At 38.1% G+C, this 18812-nt stretch carries 15 protein-coding genes; 7 read left to right on the forward strand and 8 right to left on the reverse strand.

Annotated elements, in window-relative coordinates; genetic code table 11:
- Positions 1-5 precede the first annotated feature (5 nt).
- Genes AC06G9_RS03725 through AC06G9_RS03740 form a run of 4 tightly spaced genes read right to left on the reverse strand, consistent with a single transcriptional unit; the run spans position 6 to position 3214 of the window.
- Positions 6-947, reverse strand: coding sequence for a glycerophosphodiester phosphodiesterase family protein (locus AC06G9_RS03725; protein WP_045753332.1), 942 nt, complete (start codon positions 945-947; stop codon positions 6-8).
- A 12-nt stretch (positions 948-959) separates the two neighbouring features.
- Entirely contained in the window at positions 960-1472 is a 513-nt protein-coding gene (locus AC06G9_RS03730; RefSeq protein ID WP_045753333.1) for a shikimate kinase, read from the reverse strand.
- A gap of 4 nt (positions 1473-1476) precedes the next feature.
- Entirely contained in the window at positions 1477-2664 is a 1188-nt protein-coding gene (locus AC06G9_RS03735; protein ID WP_480957534.1) for a BT_3928 family protein, read from the reverse strand.
- A gap of 4 nt (positions 2665-2668) precedes the next feature.
- Positions 2669-3214: a DUF1599 domain-containing protein gene (locus tag AC06G9_RS03740; RefSeq protein WP_045753335.1), complete on the reverse strand. Its 546-nt coding sequence runs from the start codon at positions 3212-3214 to the stop codon at positions 2669-2671.
- A 185-nt stretch (positions 3215-3399) separates the two neighbouring features.
- Here AC06G9_RS03740 and AC06G9_RS03745 point away from each other — a divergent pair, with 185 nt between their 5' ends.
- From AC06G9_RS03745 to AC06G9_RS03770, 6 genes are all read left to right on the forward strand, one after another.
- Positions 3400-4197 (forward strand): HipA family kinase, encoded by a 798-nt coding sequence (locus tag AC06G9_RS03745; protein ID WP_293924598.1) that lies wholly within the window; start codon positions 3400-3402, stop codon positions 4195-4197.
- Complete coding sequence (locus tag AC06G9_RS03750; RefSeq protein WP_045753337.1) at positions 4175-4558, forward strand: DUF3037 domain-containing protein; 384 nt, start codon at positions 4175-4177, stop codon at positions 4556-4558. The genes AC06G9_RS03745 and AC06G9_RS03750 overlap by 23 nt, the downstream gene beginning before the upstream one ends.
- A 68-nt stretch (positions 4559-4626) precedes the next feature.
- Positions 4627-5436 carry a serine O-acetyltransferase gene (locus AC06G9_RS03755; protein ID WP_293924597.1) on the forward strand — a complete coding sequence of 270 codons (810 nt, stop codon included), beginning with the start codon at positions 4627-4629 and terminating at the stop codon, positions 5434-5436.
- A 2-nt stretch (positions 5437-5438) separates the two neighbouring features.
- A complete protein-coding gene (cysM, locus tag AC06G9_RS03760; RefSeq protein WP_248754728.1) occupies positions 5439-6311 on the forward strand; it encodes a cysteine synthase CysM in 873 nt (290 codons plus the stop codon).
- A gap of 784 nt (positions 6312-7095) precedes the next feature.
- Positions 7096-10317 (forward strand): SusC/RagA family TonB-linked outer membrane protein, encoded by a 3222-nt coding sequence (locus AC06G9_RS03765; RefSeq protein WP_480957535.1) that lies wholly within the window; start codon positions 7096-7098, stop codon positions 10315-10317.
- A 12-nt stretch (positions 10318-10329) separates the two neighbouring features.
- Positions 10330-12216: a RagB/SusD family nutrient uptake outer membrane protein gene (locus AC06G9_RS03770; protein WP_346574630.1), complete on the forward strand. Its 1887-nt coding sequence runs from the start codon at positions 10330-10332 to the stop codon at positions 12214-12216.
- 276 nt (positions 12217-12492) lie between these two features.
- Here the strand turns inward: AC06G9_RS03770 and AC06G9_RS03775 are convergent, their stop codons facing one another.
- The 3 genes from AC06G9_RS03775 to tatA all read right to left on the reverse strand — a co-directional run bounded on the left by AC06G9_RS03775 (position 12493) and on the right by tatA (position 15747).
- The gene (locus AC06G9_RS03775; RefSeq protein ID WP_045753341.1) at positions 12493-12783 is read right to left on the reverse strand and encodes a hypothetical protein; all 291 of its coding nucleotides are present in this window, start codon (positions 12781-12783) and stop codon (positions 12493-12495) included.
- Between the two features lie 63 nt (positions 12784-12846).
- The gene (locus tag AC06G9_RS03780) at positions 12847-15093 is read right to left on the reverse strand and encodes a Tex family protein (RefSeq protein WP_434441659.1); all 2247 of its coding nucleotides are present in this window, start codon (positions 15091-15093) and stop codon (positions 12847-12849) included.
- Positions 15094-15189: 96 nt separating this feature from the next.
- Positions 15190-15747 (reverse strand): twin-arginine translocase TatA/TatE family subunit, encoded by a 558-nt coding sequence (gene tatA / locus AC06G9_RS03785; RefSeq protein ID WP_480957536.1) that lies wholly within the window; start codon positions 15745-15747, stop codon positions 15190-15192.
- A gap of 207 nt (positions 15748-15954) precedes the next feature.
- Here tatA and AC06G9_RS03790 point away from each other — a divergent pair, with 207 nt between their 5' ends.
- Complete coding sequence (locus AC06G9_RS03790) at positions 15955-17310, forward strand: MATE family efflux transporter (RefSeq protein WP_045753343.1); 1356 nt, start codon at positions 15955-15957, stop codon at positions 17308-17310.
- A gap of 78 nt (positions 17311-17388) precedes the next feature.
- On the opposite strand, the gene AC06G9_RS03795 is transcribed toward AC06G9_RS03790, so the two are convergent.
- Entirely contained in the window at positions 17389-18774 is a 1386-nt protein-coding gene (locus AC06G9_RS03795; protein WP_480957537.1) for a dihydrolipoamide acetyltransferase family protein, read from the reverse strand.
- Between the last annotated feature and the right edge of the window lie 38 nt (positions 18775-18812).

Genomic DNA, 18812 nt, shown 5'->3' on the forward strand with positions numbered 1-18812 from the left:
TGTGATTATTGAATGAACTTGGACGTAATATTTCTTTTTTTGATATAAAAATCTAAAATTCGTCCAGCTTCGATCGGTCGATCTGTACTTAATATATCGGCACCATTTTCTATAAAACGTGCATATAATTGATCACCTTTTTGTTTGGCCTGTCTATCTAAATTGCCTAGCGTGCCCAATATACACATGATACCATGGCCATGAATCAGATCTATTAAACTTTTTTCAGCCTCTCTGGTACCTATAAAAGCAATCAAGCGATTATCGGGAATATCCCTATCATTCAATCGAACTAAGTCAGAGACATTTTTTATAGGTGCCGAAAGCATTAGATCTGGTGCTAAGTTGTGCACAGCAGCAGCTTGGTTTGCCGAATAAGTAATGATAACAGTATGGCTTTCCGATTTTTGATTACGAATAGCGCGAATCACTAAATCATAAGGAACTCCTTGCTTCACATCGAGCGTGAAAATAACTTTTCCTTTACCCCATGCAAGTGCTTCTTCCAGCGTGGGAATTCGGTAAGGAGTTAATTTTCCATTTGGATCTTTCAGTCTTAAATTTTTCAGTTCATCCTTTGTTTTTGTATCAACTTGGCCTGTACCATTAGTTGTTCGTTCTAAGTTGCGGTCATGTATCAGTACTAAAGCAGAATCCTTTGTTAGTTGGACATCACATTCAACGATGACGGGTCTGTAACTCGCATTAAAAGCAAAGGTTTCGATTGCATTTTCTGGATAACCATTTGTAGGGCCACCTCGATGCAGACTGATCAGCGGGTATCGGTTTTCATCATATGTTAAAAATTGATAAAGCTCTTCTACTGTCTTTAAATTTAGATTTTTATTGTTGGCTAAGACATCCGTGGATGTCCCATTTCTAAAGCAAGCTGTTAGAAATACAGTAATAAATGTTAAAAAAAGAAAGAGATTTATTCTTTTAAGCATAGAGTAATATGGTTATATGTGGTTTTTCAAGAGTACGACAAGATCTTCAACAGGTGTATTGATCTGATCGATGATCAAGTGGGCTTGTTTATAAAACGGCTCTCGTTCTACTAATTTTTCACTGATAAAGTTAAATAATTCTTCATCAGTTTTTCCTATTAAGATCGGTCTTTTGTTGGGCTTTGACTGTGACAGTCGATCAAATAACGCCTTAGGTGTCATTTGCAAATACACCGAAATACCATTTTCATTCATCCATTGCATATTGTCAAAAAAGCAAGGTGAACCACCGCCTGTAGAAACAATCGCTTCGTGCTGCGCTATTTTTTGTAAGTGTTCACGTTCGAGTGCTCTAAACTTTTCTTCTCCATGAAGCTGAAAATATTCCGTAATGGACATCCCGACTTCCTTGACGATTTCATCGTCTGTATCGATAAAAGGTAGTTCTAATTTATTCGCTAATTTTTTGGCTAAAGTAGTTTTTCCACTTCCCATATAGCCAATTAAAAATATTGGTTTTGGCATGTTGTTATTTATCTAGACTTAAGTATTGGTCCTCTATTTCTTTCGCATCAGGGATATTATTATAATGCCATTTGTTGATGACTGTTCCTGATTTTAATAGCAGAATTCCTGGATTGGCACGTACCATACTTTTTAGTGGTATCAGATCTGCATAAAATATTTCCGAAATTAAGTGCAGTTTATCACTTAAATAATCTGATTCTTCAGATGAACTAGCTGTCAACAGCACGATGCGCAGGTTATAATCTTCGGTTAATTTTGTAGCGATTTTATTGATGTTATCTAACGCATCTAGATTTGCTTTAGATAAATCCTTGGCTACAATAATTAAATTATAGTAAGGATTATTGATGATTTCTTGCGTATGGTCATTACCTTCTGCATCGGTAATCAATAGGTCGGTTATGGGGATCTGATATCCTTTTTTAACCAAAGTACTTTTGGGTTCACCTACGATTTCCCAATTAGTATCTTCCCATACTTTTTCTGACATGTAAATTTTATCAGTGATGGTTTTTGTCTCGCCGGTTTTAATATTTTTCATGTTGTAGACCTGTTCGTAGACATCTCCTTCTTTTCCTTCTGGCAATACCATAAGTGAAGGGATGTTATTACCGATCTTATACGGAAGAAAGTCAATAAAGGGTAAGTACATCACGGTGTAAATCCCGATTCCGAATGATATAATTGCCGTCAGCGTCGCTACCAAACCTTGTGTAAATGAATCTTTGATAAGGGGTTTAATTTGATTCCGATAGATAAAGATAATTAAGATCAATGCAAGCAGCACTAGATCTTTACCAAAGGATTGCCATGGAGTTAAGGGGATAGCATCACCAAAACATCCACATGAAGTGACCACCTCAAAAAAAGCAGAGTAGAAGGTCAGGAATGTAAAAAAGATAATCAGCAGCAATAGCCCCCAAGCTACCAGTCGTCTGTATAAACCGAGTAACAGCCATACACCCAATATAATTTCAAAGGCACAGACAATAATGGCTATTGTGGCCGCATAATCCATTAAAAAGTCGGTATGAAAAACATGGAAATATTCCTCCAGTTTATAACCAAATCCAGTTGGATCATTGGCTTTGATAAATCCAGAGAAAATAAATAATAGGCCTGTCAATAGGCGTGCAAATCCAAGTAGGTAATTTGTTTTTTGCTTTTTAGCGTTGAAGAGTTCTGACATAACTTTAGTTTGTTTGAGCTAATCCCATTTTTATAAGCGCAAAAACGGCATAATTTAACATATCTTGATAGTTGGCATGGATACCCTCTGAGGCTATTGTAGCGCCATTATTGTCTTCAATTTGTTTGACACGGTGAATCTTCATGAGAATTAGATCGGTCAATGAAGTAATGCGCATTTCTCGCCATGCTTCGCCGTAATCATGGTTTTTTGCAAACATGAGATCACGTGTTTCAGTTACCTTTTCGTTGTATTTTTGATTGACAAAATCAGGACTTAAATTTTCTTCACCATCTTCGCCCAACTCGAGTTGGATCATACCCATAATACAATAGTTGATAATACCGATATATTCTTCTAGAATACCTTCTCCTACTTTGGATACTTTTTTAACTTCCAAAGTGCGGATACGCTGTGCTTTTATGTAGATCTGATCGGTTATAGAAGAGAGACGCATAATGCGCCAAGCTGTTCCATAATCTTTCGTTTTTTTGATAAATAAATCTTGGCAGTGCTCGATAACTTTATTGTATTCTTGAGTCGTATTCATATATTGTTTGCGTATTTCACGAGAAAGTGATTGAACTATTGTTACAAATATAATTAGAATTAACCATTTTTATACGTCACAATTATGTCCAATTTGGATGAATAGGTCTATTAAAAAATAAAAATGTTGATATTTGATTTAAAGATTTATCGCTTGTGTATCGGTAAATTATAAAAGTATTACAGATGACTATCAAAAAACCTGAAATAAGAGAAGTAACCATCACACGGTATATTCAACCTTTTCGTGAAGGCGGATCTTTACCTGCATTGGTGGATGCTGATGATGGGTTCAATTATGTTATAAAATTTAGAGGAGCCGGACAAGGAAGAAAGGCGCTCATCGCTGAATTGATCGGTGGCGAATTGGCGCGTATTCTCGATCTCAGAATGCCGGAACTTGTCTTTGCAGATTTAGATGAATCTTTTGCACGTACAGAGCCTGACGAAGAAATTCAAGATTTATTGAAATTTAGTGTTGGTAAAAATCTAGGTGTTCATTTTCTCAATGGTGCCATTACTTTTGACGCCAATGTGGATCAGATCACAGCTGGTGAAGCGTCCCGTATTGTATGGTTAGATGCTTTGTTGATGAATGTTGATCGGACAGTACGAAATACCAATATGCTCATCTGGCACAAAGAATTGTGGTTGATCGATCATGGTGCGTCTTTATACTTTCATCATAGTTGGGATAACTGGGAGGAACAAGCTCTAAAACCGTTTATCCAGATTAAAGATCATGTGCTGTTGAAAAATGCAAGTGAGGTCGAGTTGGTCGATAAGCAGTATCGATCATTGCTGTCAGAAGAAGTGATCCGAAATATTGTCGATATTGTCCCAAGCGAATGGCTGATTGATGAGTCCCGAGATTTAACTGCTGCAGATGCTCGTGAAGTATATGTGTCATTTTTTATGAAACGTTTAGCACATGCCGACCATTTTTTAAATCAGATTAAAGATGCCAGAAAAAACATTATATGAATATGCTGTGGTGCGTTTGGTACCGCGTGTGGAAAGAGAAGAATTTATTAATGTTGGTGTAGCACTTTATTGTCGAAAATACCGGTTTGCCAATGTCTTGTTTGAGATTGATGAAACAAGAGTACGATCTTTATATCCAGATATAGATATGGATATGATTCGGGCACATCTGCAATCTTTTGTGAAAATCTGTACTGGTGCTCAAGATGGTGGCAAATTAGCCACATTAGACCAAACGGAACGATTCCGATGGTTGACCGCAAATAGAAGTACTGTCATCCAATGTTCGGCGGTACACCCAGGACTTTGTGTGGATCCTGCCGAAACATTAAGGCTCCTTTTTGATAAGTTAGTTTTATAGCTACTATATTTTATCTATCATATAAGTATAGTACATTTGTGTTACCATATAAAATAGGGATTAAACCCATGAATAACTTTTACGAACATATTTATCAAAAACAGTTGGAGGTGTTTGAAATGCCGTCCAATAAAAAAATATCAGGTTGGGCTGTCGGTATCCTTGATCTCTTATTTCCAGAGCGCAATGCAGGAGGTATAAAATCTGTTGCAGAGGTACAGCGTGCTTTTGAGCAAGCTGAAATCGAATTAGAGCAGTTATTGAGCAAATCAAAAGCCTGTGAGGTCTGCGATCACTTTCGTGTTGCACATGATTTTTTTCAATCGCTACCTCAGTTATATGAATTGATGTGTTCAGACGCTGATGCTTTGATCGCTGGAGATCCTGCGGCCAAAAATCAACGAGAAGTTATTCGAACCTATCCCGGTTTTTTTGCGATTAGCATATTTAGAATTGCAAATAAACTACATCAGCTCGATGTGCCGTTGATACCTCGTATTTTAACCGAACATGCACACTCTAAGACAGGTATCGATATTCATCCTGCTGCTACGATTGGACACCATCTGTATATTGATCACGGAACGGGTTTAGTCGTAGGTGAGACCTGTGTAATTGGCAATTATGTAAAACTGTATCAAGGGGTCACTTTAGGAGCCTTGAGCGTAGATAAAATTTTGTCAGATGTCAAGCGACACCCTACGATTGGAGATCATACAATTATTTATTCAGGTGCAACAATATTGGGTGGTGAGACCGTGATAGGACATCATTCTGTAATAGGAGGAAATGTTTGGCTGACCAATTCCGTTGAACCCTACACAACCGTATACCATCAAGCAAATACTAAGTTTATAGATTCCAAACCTTTAATTTAAATATGGGAAATATCATCGATACAATTGGAAATACACCTTTAGTAGAAATTACAAAATTTCATACCAATAGAAAGGTGAAGATTTACGCGAAAATGGAGGGTAATAACCCTGCAGGAAGTGTAAAGGACCGTGCTGCACTGAACATGATTCGATCTGCCATGGAAAGAGGGGAAATTACAAAAGACAGTAAATTGATTGAAGCCACTAGCGGTAATACCGGGATCGCACTCGCGATGATTGCGGGTATCTATGGTCTCAGCTTAGAACTCGTCATGCCTGTTACATCTACGCGTGAACGTACACTAACAATGGAAGCCTTTGGGGCAAAAGTGACGTTGTTGGAAACCATGGAAATTTGTCGTGACTATGCAGAAGAGAAAGCTGCATCAGGAGATTATTTTATTTTGAATCAATTTGCCAATCCAGATAACTATAAAGCTCATATCAAAACCACCGGGCCCGAAATTTGGCGCGACACAGCTGGAAAGATTACCCATTTTGTAAGTGCTATGGGAACTACCGGTACAATCATGGGAAACTCCATTTATTTAAAAGAACAAAATCCAGCCATTCAGATCGTAGGATGCCAACCTACAGAAGAATCTTCGATTCCTGGTATTCGTCGTTGGCCACAAGAGTATTTGCCAAAAATATTTGATCCTTCACGCGTAGATCGTATTATTGATATCTCACAGAAGGAATCTACAGCTATGGCCCGCGAGTTGGTTAGTAAAGAAGGTGTTTTTGCAGGCATGAGTACAGGTGGAGCATTAGCGGCGGCGTTAAAAGTCGCAAATGAAATTGAAGAAGGAGTCCTTGTTTTTATTGCATGTGACCGAGGTGATCGCTATTTAAGTTCAGATCTATTTGCATAGATTATTTTATGTCGAAATAATAAAAAAGGGTTATCCATTAGGATAACCCTTTTTTATTGCAGCCCAGTTTTGAGAATCATAGCAATAGTGCTAAGCGCGATGATTTTTACAAAGGCTGATATTCATACCCGTGTCGAGAGTGTGTTTTTTAGTTATCCACATTGTGAATTGAGATTGTGGATAACTGTTTGGATTGCTTAATGGTTTTTCCACAATTATTATTTCATTTGTTAATAAGTGATTTGAACCTGATTTATGCGTTTATTCCAATTAAAGGCATATTATGGGGTGATTTATTCATTTCTTGTGATCATGGAAAATAAGTAGTTAACATTTCAATTTTCCTATGTCAGATATGATATAGATGTGAATAAAGACGGTAATTTACTCTATATTATGTGTATAAGTGACTACTCTAGACACCGGTCCTTCACCGTTATGAACAATTGTGGTAGGTTATTAACACTGAAGTGTGAATAACTTATCGTTTATGTATTTACGATGACGGTTAAACGTCACACTTACATTTAAATTACTCATTACGAGAATTTTATATATATATTTTAAAAGTATATTAGATTTTCTTTTACGATATGAATAATTTCTATTATCTTAGATTGTGTACAAAATACAACCTTAGTGTTGCGTATACAGCACCAATTTAAACCCATTAAATCAAGTAAATTGTTTTGTTTGATAGCATATTGGATTTCTGAGCCAATAAAAGCAAGACGTACTCTTGATTTAATTCGTACAAACTAATTAAACCAAAACAGAAAAAATTATGAGCAATCTTAATTTAAGTCAAAACCAATGGAAAAAGGCTTTTTGGATGGGAGCAATACTCTCCTTATCGACAATCTGCCAATCTCCCGTGCTTGCAAGCACAAAAAGCCCTACTCTTATGAACTTGGCGCAAGAAAAGATTTCTGTCAGCGGAATTGTAACCAGTGCTGATGACGGAACGCCAATAGCAGGTGTTACGGTACTTGTTGTAGGTACTAACCTAGCGACCAAAACAAATCAAAATGGAGAATATGCTCTGGCCAATGTGCCTAGTAATGGAAAAATAAGTTTTCGAATGGTTGGAATGACTTCCACGGACGAAGATATCAAAGGTAGAACCAGTATTATGGTTAGTCTTGCGAGTTCCAATGCCAATCTAGATGAAGTCGTGGTGGTCGGTTATGGTGTACAAAAGAAAGAAACGGTTACTGGATCTGTTGTTGCTGTAAAAGGTACTGATTTGGCCAAATCTCCAGCACTTAATGTCTCCAATGCACTAGCTGGACGTGTACCGGGAGTAATCGCAACAAATGGCTCGGCAGAACCAGGTTATGATGGTTCGACCATTAGTATTAGAGGGACAAACACCTTGGGTAACTCCAGTCCATTAATTGTTATTGATGGAATTCCGGCTCGTCAAGGTGGTTTTGAACGATTAAATCCTGCTGATATTGATAATATTTCTGTATTGAAGGATGCTTCGGCCGCCATTTATGGAGCTCGTGCCGCTAACGGTGTTATATTAGTAACTACAAAAAGAGGAACCACTGGAAAGCCAAAATTTTCGTACAATTTTAATAAAGGATTTTCCCAACCAACCGTTATTCCCAAATTAACAGATGCGGTTGAATATTCAGAGTTGAGAAATGAACTGGAAATTTATAAACTGCCAGTAGCGGAATGGAGCGCGGCACAAAATGCCTTTAGAACTACAGGTAACTATATAAGACCCAATAGTACCACTGTTTCGGCTCCTTTTACACCTGAAGATGTACAATTATTTAAAGATGGAAGCGACCCTTGGGGGCATCCAAACACAGATTGGTATGGAGAGACTTTAAAAAATTGGTCTCCACAGGAAAAGCATAATGTTCAGATTGTGGGAGGTAATGATGCCGTAAAGTACCTCACTTCCATAGGATATCAAAATCAAGATGCGTATTATAAAAATTCTGCTACTGGCTATAAGCAGTATGATTTGAGGATTAATCTGGATGCTAAAATTAGTCAATACATCACCACTAAATTCGGCGTTTTAGGTCGTCAAGAAAATAGAAATTTTCCGACTAAGAGTGCAGGTACAATTTTTAGAATGCTGATGCGCGGCAATCCTACTCAACCGGCTTATTGGCCAAATGGAATGCCTGGACCTGATATTGAAAATGGTGAAAATCCTGTGGTCATCACGACTAATGATACCGGTTATGAACGAGATAAAAGATATTACTTTCAGACCAATGGGCAGATTGATATCACGATTCCTTGGATAGAAGGATTGAAATTTTCTGGAAATGCAGCAGTCGATAAGTATATTAAAAAAATCAAACGTTGGGAAACTCCTTGGTACCTGTATACTTGGCAAGGGGCTTATGAAGCTGATGGGGTGACACCACAATTGGTCGCGGGTAAAAGAGGCCCTGCAGATCCAAGATTAAACCAGTCCGATGAAGATCAATTGAATATTTTGTTAGGCGGTGTACTGACGTATGACAAAGTGATTGGCGATCATACGTTTAACATATTGGCAGGTGTCAATAGAGAGACCATCCAAAATGACAGTTTCTCTGCTTATCGACGCTATTTCTTATCGGATAAGATCGATTATCTGTTTGCGGGTGGTGATGCCGAGAAAAATAATGACGGTAGCGCATGGGAGCGTGCAAGATTGAATTATTTTGGAAGGGTCAATTACAATTATAAATCGAAGTACATTGCGGAGTTGCTATGGCGTTATGATGGGTCTTATATGTTTCCTCAAAAAACGCGTTATGGATTTTTTCCAGGAGCGATGTTGGGTTGGGTCGCTTCAGAAGAAGGGTTTTGGAAGGATAATATAAAAGCCATTAATTATTTTAAGATACGGGCATCTTATGGTCAGATGGGAAATGATAATGTCTTTTATGATGATCTACTGCAAGAATATCAATTCTTCTCCACGTATAAATTCGGAACCTATATCATAGGGGATGAAATGATCAAGACCTTGTATGAAAGCCGTGTTCCAAATAATTTCATCACGTGGGAGGTCGCAAATAACTATAACTTAGGTATTGATGCACAATTTTTAGGCGGCAAGATTAATTTTGAATTTGATGTTTTTAAAAATAGACGAAATTCAATTCTTTGGCGACGCAATGCATCAATTCCACAAAGTACAGGAATGACCCTGCCTGCCGAAAATATTGGTAAGGTAGATAACAAAGGATGGGAATTTAATTTAGGGTACCGTGATCAGAAAGGTGATTGGGGATATAGTGCTTCTATAAATGGTGGATATGCTAAAAATAAAATTGTTTTTTGGGATGAAGCAGCTGGAGCACCGGCATGGCAGCAAACGACTGGTCGAGTAATCAATTCGGGATTATACTATCAGTATGATGGGGTGTTTAAAAACCAAGAAGAGATCAGTGCAAATACGCTCGATTATTCGGCTATCACGAATAATCTCAGACCTGGTGATATGAAGTACAAGGATTATGATGGTGATGGAAAGATTACACCTGAAGATCGTGTCCGTACAGATAAAAACACTAATCCAACCTTTCAAGGAGGCTTAAATCTGGGCCTGCGTTACAAGAATTTTGATCTATCGATCTTATTCCAAGGTGCTACGGGGGGTGAAGTGCGGATCGCAACAGACGAATCTGGTGCAATCGGTAACTACTTGCATGAATTCTATGAAAATAGGTGGACGATTGACAACCCCAGTTCCGAACATCCACGTATCACAGACCGCTCCGATCAGTATTATTCCAGCGGCAATACCTATTGGTTACATTCCAATAATTATCTGCGCTTAAAAAATGTGGAAATAGGATATAATTTAAGTGCAAAACTTGTGGAGCGCTTAGGGATTTCAAGCTTTAGAGTTTATGCGAGTGGTATGAACTTAGTTACTTGGTCCAAATTGAAAATGTACGATCCTGAATCGACTAATACCTTAGGGCATTACTACCCTCAAGCTCGATTAATCAATACAGGTATACTTTTATCTTTTTAAATCGCTATCATTATGAAAACAATAAAATTATTTTATATACCGATTTCTGCCTTATTATTTACAGGGTTATTTGCCAGCTGTAATGATGATTTTGTCAATACAAAGCCACTTTCGGAGGTTCCAAAAGAACTCGTATGGACAGATGCTGGACTTGCTCAGGCATTTGTAAATGATCTGTACAATGGGTTTGGACAAGGAGGCTTTAACGAACAGATGTTGGCCTCGCTGACAGATGAGTCTATGTTTACTCATCCGGGTAGAGGTATCAATACCATCACGGAGAGTAGATCCAATCCTGCCGATCAGGGATGGATCGTTGATACCTATGAGTATAGCAATATGTATAAGCGCATACGTGCCACTAATATTGCGATCGAAAATCTTATTGAACCAAAATTCAATAATGAATCGCAGGCTAAACAGATGTTAGGTGAAGCCTATTTCTTACGTGCCTATTACTATCAGCAACTGTTACGCTTTTATGGTGCGGTTCCATTGATTACTAAGGTTTATACGCTCGAAGATACCGACTATACTGCAGCTCGAAATACGTACGAAGAATGCGTCAATTTCATTGTCAAAGATTGTGAACAGGCAGCGACTTTATTGAATGGGGCGGCAAAAGTAGATGGACGTACCAATGAAGCTGCTGCTTTGGCATTAAAAGCTCGTGTGTTGCTATATGCAGCTTCAGACTTACACGATATCCCAACGGCAAAGGCCAAATCAAATACGATTTCAGCCTATGGTAATCCCGAATACTTAGGCTATGTTTCTGGAAATAGAACAGAGAGATGGCAAAAAGCTAAAGCAGCAGCAAAGGCTGTGCTGGATAAAGCAGAATTTGCATATAAGTTAGATTTATCTACGAAAGAAACGCCAGCTGATGGACGTGCTAATTATATTGCTTTAGCCATGGGCGGAAGTTCAAAAATTGCTGATGCCGATGCAAAACGAGATTTAATTTTAGGAAGATTTTTCAATGATTTGAAAGATGAGGCAGGGGCATATGTTGGTCGTAACAATGGACCTAATGGCTATCACAATTGGGCTGGAAATAGTCCAACTCAGTTGCTTGTAGATGACTATGAAACTTTGTCTGGCGATAAATTTGATTGGAATAATCCTGCTCACGCAGCAAATATATATACCAATCGTGATCCTCGGTTAGGCGCTTCGATTTTATATGATGGCGCTACTTGGAAACCTAGAACAGATGATGTTAAAAATCGTGATCCTTTAAATCAAATTCAAACGGGTCAATATGAGGTGACCAATTCAGGAGGAGTTAAATCTATACAATATGGATTAGATACACGTAATTCTCCTGTGGAAGATTGGAATGGTAGTTACACGGGATATTACATGCGAAAATTTGTAGATGCCAATCCTGCAATCGTTGATCAAAATACCAGACAAAGTGTGCCATGGCCTGTACTTCGATATACAGAAGCAGTATTAAATTACGCCGAGGCTTGTATCGAATTGGGAGAGGATGCCGAAGCACGCACGTGGCTCAATAAGATTAGATTCAGGTCGGGTATGCCTGCTATTGCCGATAGTGAATCTGGACAAAAATTAAAAGATCGATACCGCAATGAAAGACGGGTTGAACTGGCTTATGAGGAGCACCGTTTCTTTGACACGAGACGCTGGATGAATGCTAAGGAAACGATAGGAAGACAGGTGACATTAATCAATATTTTCGGAACACTTAAAGCGGGTAAACTCGTAAGTCTTTACCAATATAATACGGACAATTATACCTACTCTTATAAAGTGAATACAATTGCACCAGGTATTGAAAATAGAAACTGGTTAGATAAAATGTATTTTATATCCATCCATCGCGATGAAATGAATAGAAATACCAAATTAATCCAAAATCCAGGATACTAATTCTGAACGAGTCACTCGTAATCGATTAGATCGTTAATGGTTAGAGGTTATCTGGAATAAAGTATGAAGCTTCAGCTGCATAAATTCATACTTGTTATTCGAGATAACCTCTTTTTTTATCCGCTAGATGAAAAAAGGAGATCATTATTTTTTATTTATCATGACGTGTAAGTATATCTTCTTGTTTTTCGTTAGGCTATATTGCCATATCGAATATTTCAGATAACTTTTTTGTCCCGATGGGAATTAAAACCTAAATATGTTCTTAACCTATGACTAAAACAAATGTATTTTTACTAACTCCTCCCATTCATCATCGAGTGAACCTTTAAATTCTTCTTTTTTTGCTCGATTATACCAATATCGGGCATTCCAAAGATCTTTCTCTTTACGGTGTAAGTAAGCGTGTATATGGGCAGATTGAGCATCTTGTAAATGATCTATTAAATCATGCGCTTTTTGCCAATCGCCTTTTTTATCCCACCATAGTGACTCTAGCCAAATAGACAGATCCATAGGAGGCACAGCCAATGCTGTGGAAGATGAAAATTTTTCAAATGTTAACATATCTCTAAAATAACCAAATTCAAATAAAAAAGGGTGATTTTTTACTTAAATCACCCTTTTTTATTATTTAAATCTGCTCGCTAAAGCGGCAAGTTTAGAAGCCATATCTGTTTCAGGTTCTTTTTCCTTTCGATCTTTTTGGTTAAAAGTCTTCTGTTCTCTTTTTGGTTTTGGAGACGAAGATACTTCGCTAGTTTTCATAGATAGTCCGATGCGATTTCTCTTTTCATCAATTTCCGTTACCGTCACCTCTACATGTTGCTGCACTTTAACCACCTCGTGCGGATCAGTTATATAACGATTGGAGAGCTGACTTAAATGTACAAGCCCATCTTGATGCACACCAATATCAACGAAAGCACCAAAATTAGTGATATTGGTAATAATACCGGGCAATTTCATTCCTACACGTAGATCAGAAACCGTATTTACACCATCTGTAAAGGAGAAAGCTTCAAATTTTTCACGTGGATCTAATCCTGGTTTTGCTAATTCGGCCATTATATCATTCAAAGTCGGGAGACCAACTTCATCAGAGATGTAGTTTTTTAATGGTATCGTTTTTCTTAATTCAGCATCTTTTAACAGGTCATGTACACTTGTTGAAAGATCCTTAGCCATTTGTTCAACCAATTTATAACGTTCGGGATGTACCGCTGAGGCATCTAATGGATTTTCAGCATTACGGATGCGCAAAAATCCTGCCGCCTGTTCAAAAGCTTTATCTCCTAGACGTGGTACTTTCTTCAATTCACGACGTGACTTGAATGGACCATTTTCTTTTCTATAATTGATGATCGATTGTGCTAAGGCAGGCCCTAATCCAGATACATAAGCTAGAATTTGTTTCGATGCGGTATTTAATTCAACACCAACATTGTTGACACAACTCATGACAGTATCATCTAGGGAGCTCTGTAATTTATTTTGATCGACATCATGTTGATACTGGCCAACACCAATCGATTTGGGATCTATTTTCACAAGTTCTGCTAATGGATCCATCAATCGTCTACCGATGGAGACAGCACCGCGGACAGTGATATCTTGATCTGGAAATTCTTCTCGGGCTGTTTCTGAAGCCGAGTATATGGATGCACCGCTTTCATTGACCATGACGATAGTCACCTGATCCAGGTTGAGTTTACGAATAAATTCTTCGGTTTCTCTTCCAGCTGTTCCATTGCCAATTGCAATCGCTTCGATATCGTATTTTTTCACTAGGTACGGAATCGTACGCGTTGCTTCCGCAAGACCTCCAGCACCACTGTGAGGGAATATGGCCGTGTTTTCTAATAATGCTCCTTGTTGATCCAGCACCACCGTTTTACAACCTGTTCTAAATCCCGGATCGATCGCTAAAATTCTTTTTTGTCCCAGTGGAGCAGCCAATAATAACTGTCGTACATTATCTGCAAATACCTTGATCGCTTCTTCATCAGCTTTCTGACGTGTCAAAACTCTGATTTCAGTTTCCATTGATGGTTTTAATAAACGCTTAAAACTATCCACCAATGCCAAACGGACCTGAGCAGAGGCTTCATTATTTGCTTTGACATAGATTTGTTCGATGACTGGGATGACCTCTTCTTCTGTCACTTCTATATCTAAATAAAGCAATTCTTCTTTTTCACCGCGGCGCATGGCTAGTACACGGTGAGAAGGAGCATTTTTTAACGATTCGGACCATTCGTAGTAATCCTTATATTTCAATGCAGCTTCTTCTTTTCCAGGTACGACTCTAGATACAAACTGACCTTTTTCTAAAAATATTTTACGTGCTTTATCTCTTACCTCCGCATTTTCCGCAATGGTTTCTGCAATAATATCACGTGCACCCGATAACGCTTCATCTACCGAGTTTACCCCTTTATCTTCATCAATTAGTGATGTTGCTAAAGCTGTGAAATCCGTGCGTTCTTGGGCGAGGAGGAGGTCAGCCAGTGGTTGAAGCCCCTTTTCCCTAGCCATACTTGCGCGTGTTTTACGCTTAGGTTTGTAAGGAAGATAAATATCTTCCAAGTTGGCCATTGTCTCTACGTTCTTGATTTTGAGTTCTAGTTCTGGAGTTAACTTTCCCTGCTCTGCGATAGACTTTAAGATCGCTTCCCTTCTTTTATCCAAATCACGTAATTGTTGGATGCGATCACGTATGGTTGTTATCTGCACTTCATCTAGACTCCCTGTCATCTCTTTTCTATAACGAGATATGAAAGGAACTGTAGCGCCTTCATCTAATAAACCAATTGTTGTCTGTACCTGTTTTTCGCTAATTGCTAATTCCTTCGAAACTATAATTTCGTGTGTCATAAATAGAGAATGTAATATTTATTAAAATAGAAAGCTGCTGGAAATAATCCAACAGCTTTATTTGACAATATCTTATTGAAAATAAAATGCTTAAACTTATGCTTCTTTCGAAGGTTCTTCTGTATTTTTGAGAGGATCTGTTGTTGTTTTTCCGATAGATGCAGTTGGATGTTCAACAGGTGTTACTGGATTTTCAACAGAGGTAGTTGGATTTTCCTCTGTTACAGCGGTCTGTGCATTTTCTGCAAAATGATCGTTGTAGCCATATTGAAAATGATTAGTTTCTTCGCCATAATCAGGTTGGCGGCTGTATTGCATAGTGCCTTCAGGAGCAGTAAATTGAGGAGTTTTTTTCTCCGATTCATCCGTCTTTTCAGCTTCTGCATCATCTTTTACCTTTTGTTCCGCAGCTTGAACTTCTGCTAATGGATTTTCTTCAACTTTTAAATCAATATCTTTTTCGAAATTATTAATTTGATCAGAAATCTCTCTCTTGATACCCTCTGAAGCATCTTTAAATTCTCTAATTCCACGACCTAGGCCCCTTGCTAATTCAGGAAGTTTTTTACCACCAAATAATAAAAGAGCGATGACCAAAATTAACATCATTTCTGATGTCCCTATGTTAAGAAATGCAAATATTTGACTGTACATTATACTATCGTTTTAATAAATTATAAATGCTAAGTTACAGCAATATTTTAAAAATGAAACAGTGTTTAAGGAAATATTAACAATTCAATTGTAAAAATTTAGTGTGTTAATTTGACAATTTCATTATCATTTATTGATAGATAAGAAATGTAGGAGTGGGAAAATTCTCGTACTTTTGAAATCTTTTCAAATTTAGTAGCGGGAAATATGTTGAAGCGATTAAAATCTTACAAGCCTTATTATTGGAGCACTTTTATACTGGCTGGTCCAGTAGTGATTTCTCAATTGGGTCATACCATGGTGCACATGGCTGATAGTGTTATTGTAGGGCACTTTGCCGGTACTATACCCTTGGCTGCGGTATCATTGGTCAATGCTGTTTTTATGATCGTCATGGTGATCGGACTAGGGATTGCATATGGGATCACACCATTAATCGCACAAGAAAACGGACGTGGCAATAAAGAAGAATGTGCCAAATTATTATCCAATAGTATTTGGATCAATGCCATAGCGGGAGTACTGTTGTTTTGCCTTGTTTATTTTGGGTCGATGTTGGCTATTGATCACTTGGACCAAGATCCTGCAGTTGTGAAAGAGGCAAAACCTTACTTGCTGATATTAAGTTTATCGATTTTACCTCTGATGATTTTTAGCGCCTTCAAGCAATTTGCAGAAGGATTAGGATTTACTAAGCAAGCCATGAACATCACCATCTGGGGAAATGTACTTAATATTATTTTAGCCGTCATTTTTGTTAAAGGTATGTTTGGTATCAAACCTATGGGGGTTAGTGGAGTAGGGTACAGTACGTTGATCGATCGTGTCATGATGATGGTGGTGATGCTATTTTACGTCATGAAATCTTCTTATTTTCAACCTTACATCAGTAAATTTAAACTTTGGGCAGTAGATCTTATCCGTGTTCGAAAAATATTGAAAATTGGGGCACCTGTGGCGATGCAATATGTGTTTGAAATTGGCGCATTTGCCGGCGCTTCACTCATCGCTGGTACAATTGGTGCCGTAGAGCAAGCTTCACATCAAGTTGCTATTCAGCTGGCTGCGATGACCTATATGATGGCAAGTGGAATTGCTGCTGCAGCAACAATTAAGACAGGAAATAGCTTTGGTAACAAAAATTTCTTTCGACTACAGCGTTTCGCAGTTTCGTCTTATCAACTGGTTTTGATCTTTATGACCTTGACAGCATCTATTTTTGCCATCTTTAATAATTATCTGCCTTTTATCTTTACAAAGGATATGGCAGTAGTCACCATTGCTTCACACCTATTAATCATAGCCGGATTATTTCAACTATTTGATGGAACTCAGGTGGTCGGTTTGGGCGTATTGAGGGGTATGGGAGATGTCAATATTCCGACCTTAATCACGTTTATTGCGTACTGGATTATTGGGTTACCAAGTGGCTATTTTATGGGCGTACATTTAGGAATGGGAGTCGAGGGGATCTGGTATGGTTTGACCATGGGCTTACTGACTTCTTCCATATTGCTATATTGGCGTTACCGTATTGTAATTCAAAAACATTTGAATTCTTAACAAAAGCTTATTTTAGACATAAAAAAATCCTTCTCTGCATGTATAGAGAAGGATTTTTTTTATTCCGTATTGTTGTGGTTATATTTCGCGATTGATATCCCAATTTTCTAAATAGTCAGCGACTCTTTTCAAAAATGTACCGCCCAATGCACCATCAATAACCCGATGATCATACGATAGCGACAGGTACATCATTTGTCTGATACCAATGAGGTCACCATGTTCAGTTTCGATAACTGCAGGTTTCTTTTTAATCGTCCCTACAGCTAAGATCGCAGCTTGAGGCTGATTGATGATAGGAGTACCCATAATATTGCCAAAAGCACCGATATTAGTAAAGGTAAAGGTACCTCCTTGCGTATCATCTGGTTTTAATTTATTAGCGCGTGAACGATTAGCCAGATCATTGACCGATTTGCTAAGTCCCACTAAACTTAATTGATCGGCATTTTTAATCACAGGAACGATTAGATTTCCATTAGGCAGCGCTGCTGCCATTCCGATATTGATATTCTTCTTTTTGATGATATGGTTTCCATCAACGGAAACATTGACCATTGGAAAATCCTTCAAAGCTTTAGCAATGGCCTCAATAAAAATAGGAGTGAAGGTAATATTTTCACCATCTCTCTTTTTATAGATTTCCTTTGCCCTATTGCGCCAGTTAACCAAATTGGTTACATCAGCTTCGACAAATGAACATACATGTGGCGAAGTCTGCACACTTTTGACCATATGATCCGCAATCAGTTTGCGCATGCGGTCCATCTCGATGATTTCGTCTCCGCCGGAATTGATCGTATGAGCTGTCTCAACAGGTGCAGTAGCATATTGCTCTTTTTTATCGACAAGAGTAGTTGCTGCTGTTGGAGCAGTATTGGTTTGAGTAGAAGCAGGTTGTTGTTTTTTACTTGCTACATACTTTAAAATATCTTCTTTTGTTACACGACCATCCGACCCACTACCCGTCACTTGATCTAACTCCTGCTGGCTTAAACCTTCATGGGATGCTATATTTTTGACCAATGGTGAATAAAATCTAATTCCACTTTGAATGCTAGATTGGTGATGATCTACTGTAGGTTGAATCTGATTTAAACCAGGTATTTCTACATTTTTATCCTCGATCTGTATGGTTGTTGGCGTAACCTCGATCTGATTAACAATGGTTTCCGAAGCTTGTTCCGCATTTGATGGGATAGTCTCCTCTACATTCTGTTCACCTTCGATCTCAATAATAGCGATTATATCACCCACCTGTGCAACTTGATCGATTGAAAAAAGTTGTTCTTTTAATATTCCTTTTACCGGAGAAGGCACATCAGAATCTACTTTGTCGGTTGCGATTTCTAAAACTGCTTCATCTTCGCTAATGGTATCACCTGGTTGTTTCAACCATTTCGTTACAGTAGCTTCAGATACACTTTCCCCCATTTTAGGAAGTAATAATTTATATAATGCCATAATAATTCAACTGCAATCCTTTTAAATACTAAGTTAGT

Source organism: Sphingobacterium sp. MAE, from assembly GCF_056711605.1.

What these genes read in the sequence shown, in the direction of transcription:
- AC06G9_RS03735 (WP_480957534.1), bottom strand. Translation starts at nt 2,664, where the DNA reads ATGTCAGAACTCTTCAACGCTAAAAAGCAAAAAACAAATTACCTACTT.
- cysM (WP_248754728.1), top strand. Translation starts at nt 5,439, where the DNA reads ATGGGAAATATCATCGATACAATTGGAAATACACCTTTAGTAGAAATT.
- AC06G9_RS03780 (WP_434441659.1), bottom strand. Translation starts at nt 15,093, where the DNA reads ATGACACACGAAATTATAGTTTCGAAGGAATTAGCAATTAGCGAAAAA.
- AC06G9_RS03755 (WP_293924597.1), top strand. Translation starts at nt 4,627, where the DNA reads ATGAATAACTTTTACGAACATATTTATCAAAAACAGTTGGAGGTGTTT.
- AC06G9_RS03745 (WP_293924598.1), top strand. Translation starts at nt 3,400, where the DNA reads ATGACTATCAAAAAACCTGAAATAAGAGAAGTAACCATCACACGGTAT.
- AC06G9_RS03775 (WP_045753341.1), bottom strand. Translation starts at nt 12,783, where the DNA reads ATGTTAACATTTGAAAAATTTTCATCTTCCACAGCATTGGCTGTGCCT.
- tatA (WP_480957536.1), bottom strand. Translation starts at nt 15,747, where the DNA reads ATGTACAGTCAAATATTTGCATTTCTTAACATAGGGACATCAGAAATG.
- AC06G9_RS03765 (WP_480957535.1), top strand. Translation starts at nt 7,096, where the DNA reads ATGAGCAATCTTAATTTAAGTCAAAACCAATGGAAAAAGGCTTTTTGG.
- AC06G9_RS03790 (WP_045753343.1), top strand. Translation starts at nt 15,955, where the DNA reads ATGTTGAAGCGATTAAAATCTTACAAGCCTTATTATTGGAGCACTTTT.
- AC06G9_RS03730 (WP_045753333.1), bottom strand. Translation starts at nt 1,472, where the DNA reads ATGCCAAAACCAATATTTTTAATTGGCTATATGGGAAGTGGAAAAACT.
- AC06G9_RS03750 (WP_045753337.1), top strand. Translation starts at nt 4,175, where the DNA reads ATGCCAGAAAAAACATTATATGAATATGCTGTGGTGCGTTTGGTACCG.
- AC06G9_RS03725 (WP_045753332.1), bottom strand. Translation starts at nt 947, where the DNA reads ATGCTTAAAAGAATAAATCTCTTTCTTTTTTTAACATTTATTACTGTA.
- AC06G9_RS03770 (WP_346574630.1), top strand. Translation starts at nt 10,330, where the DNA reads ATGAAAACAATAAAATTATTTTATATACCGATTTCTGCCTTATTATTT.
- AC06G9_RS03795 (WP_480957537.1), bottom strand. Translation starts at nt 18,774, where the DNA reads ATGGCATTATATAAATTATTACTTCCTAAAATGGGGGAAAGTGTATCT.
- AC06G9_RS03740 (WP_045753335.1), bottom strand. Translation starts at nt 3,214, where the DNA reads ATGAATACGACTCAAGAATACAATAAAGTTATCGAGCACTGCCAAGAT.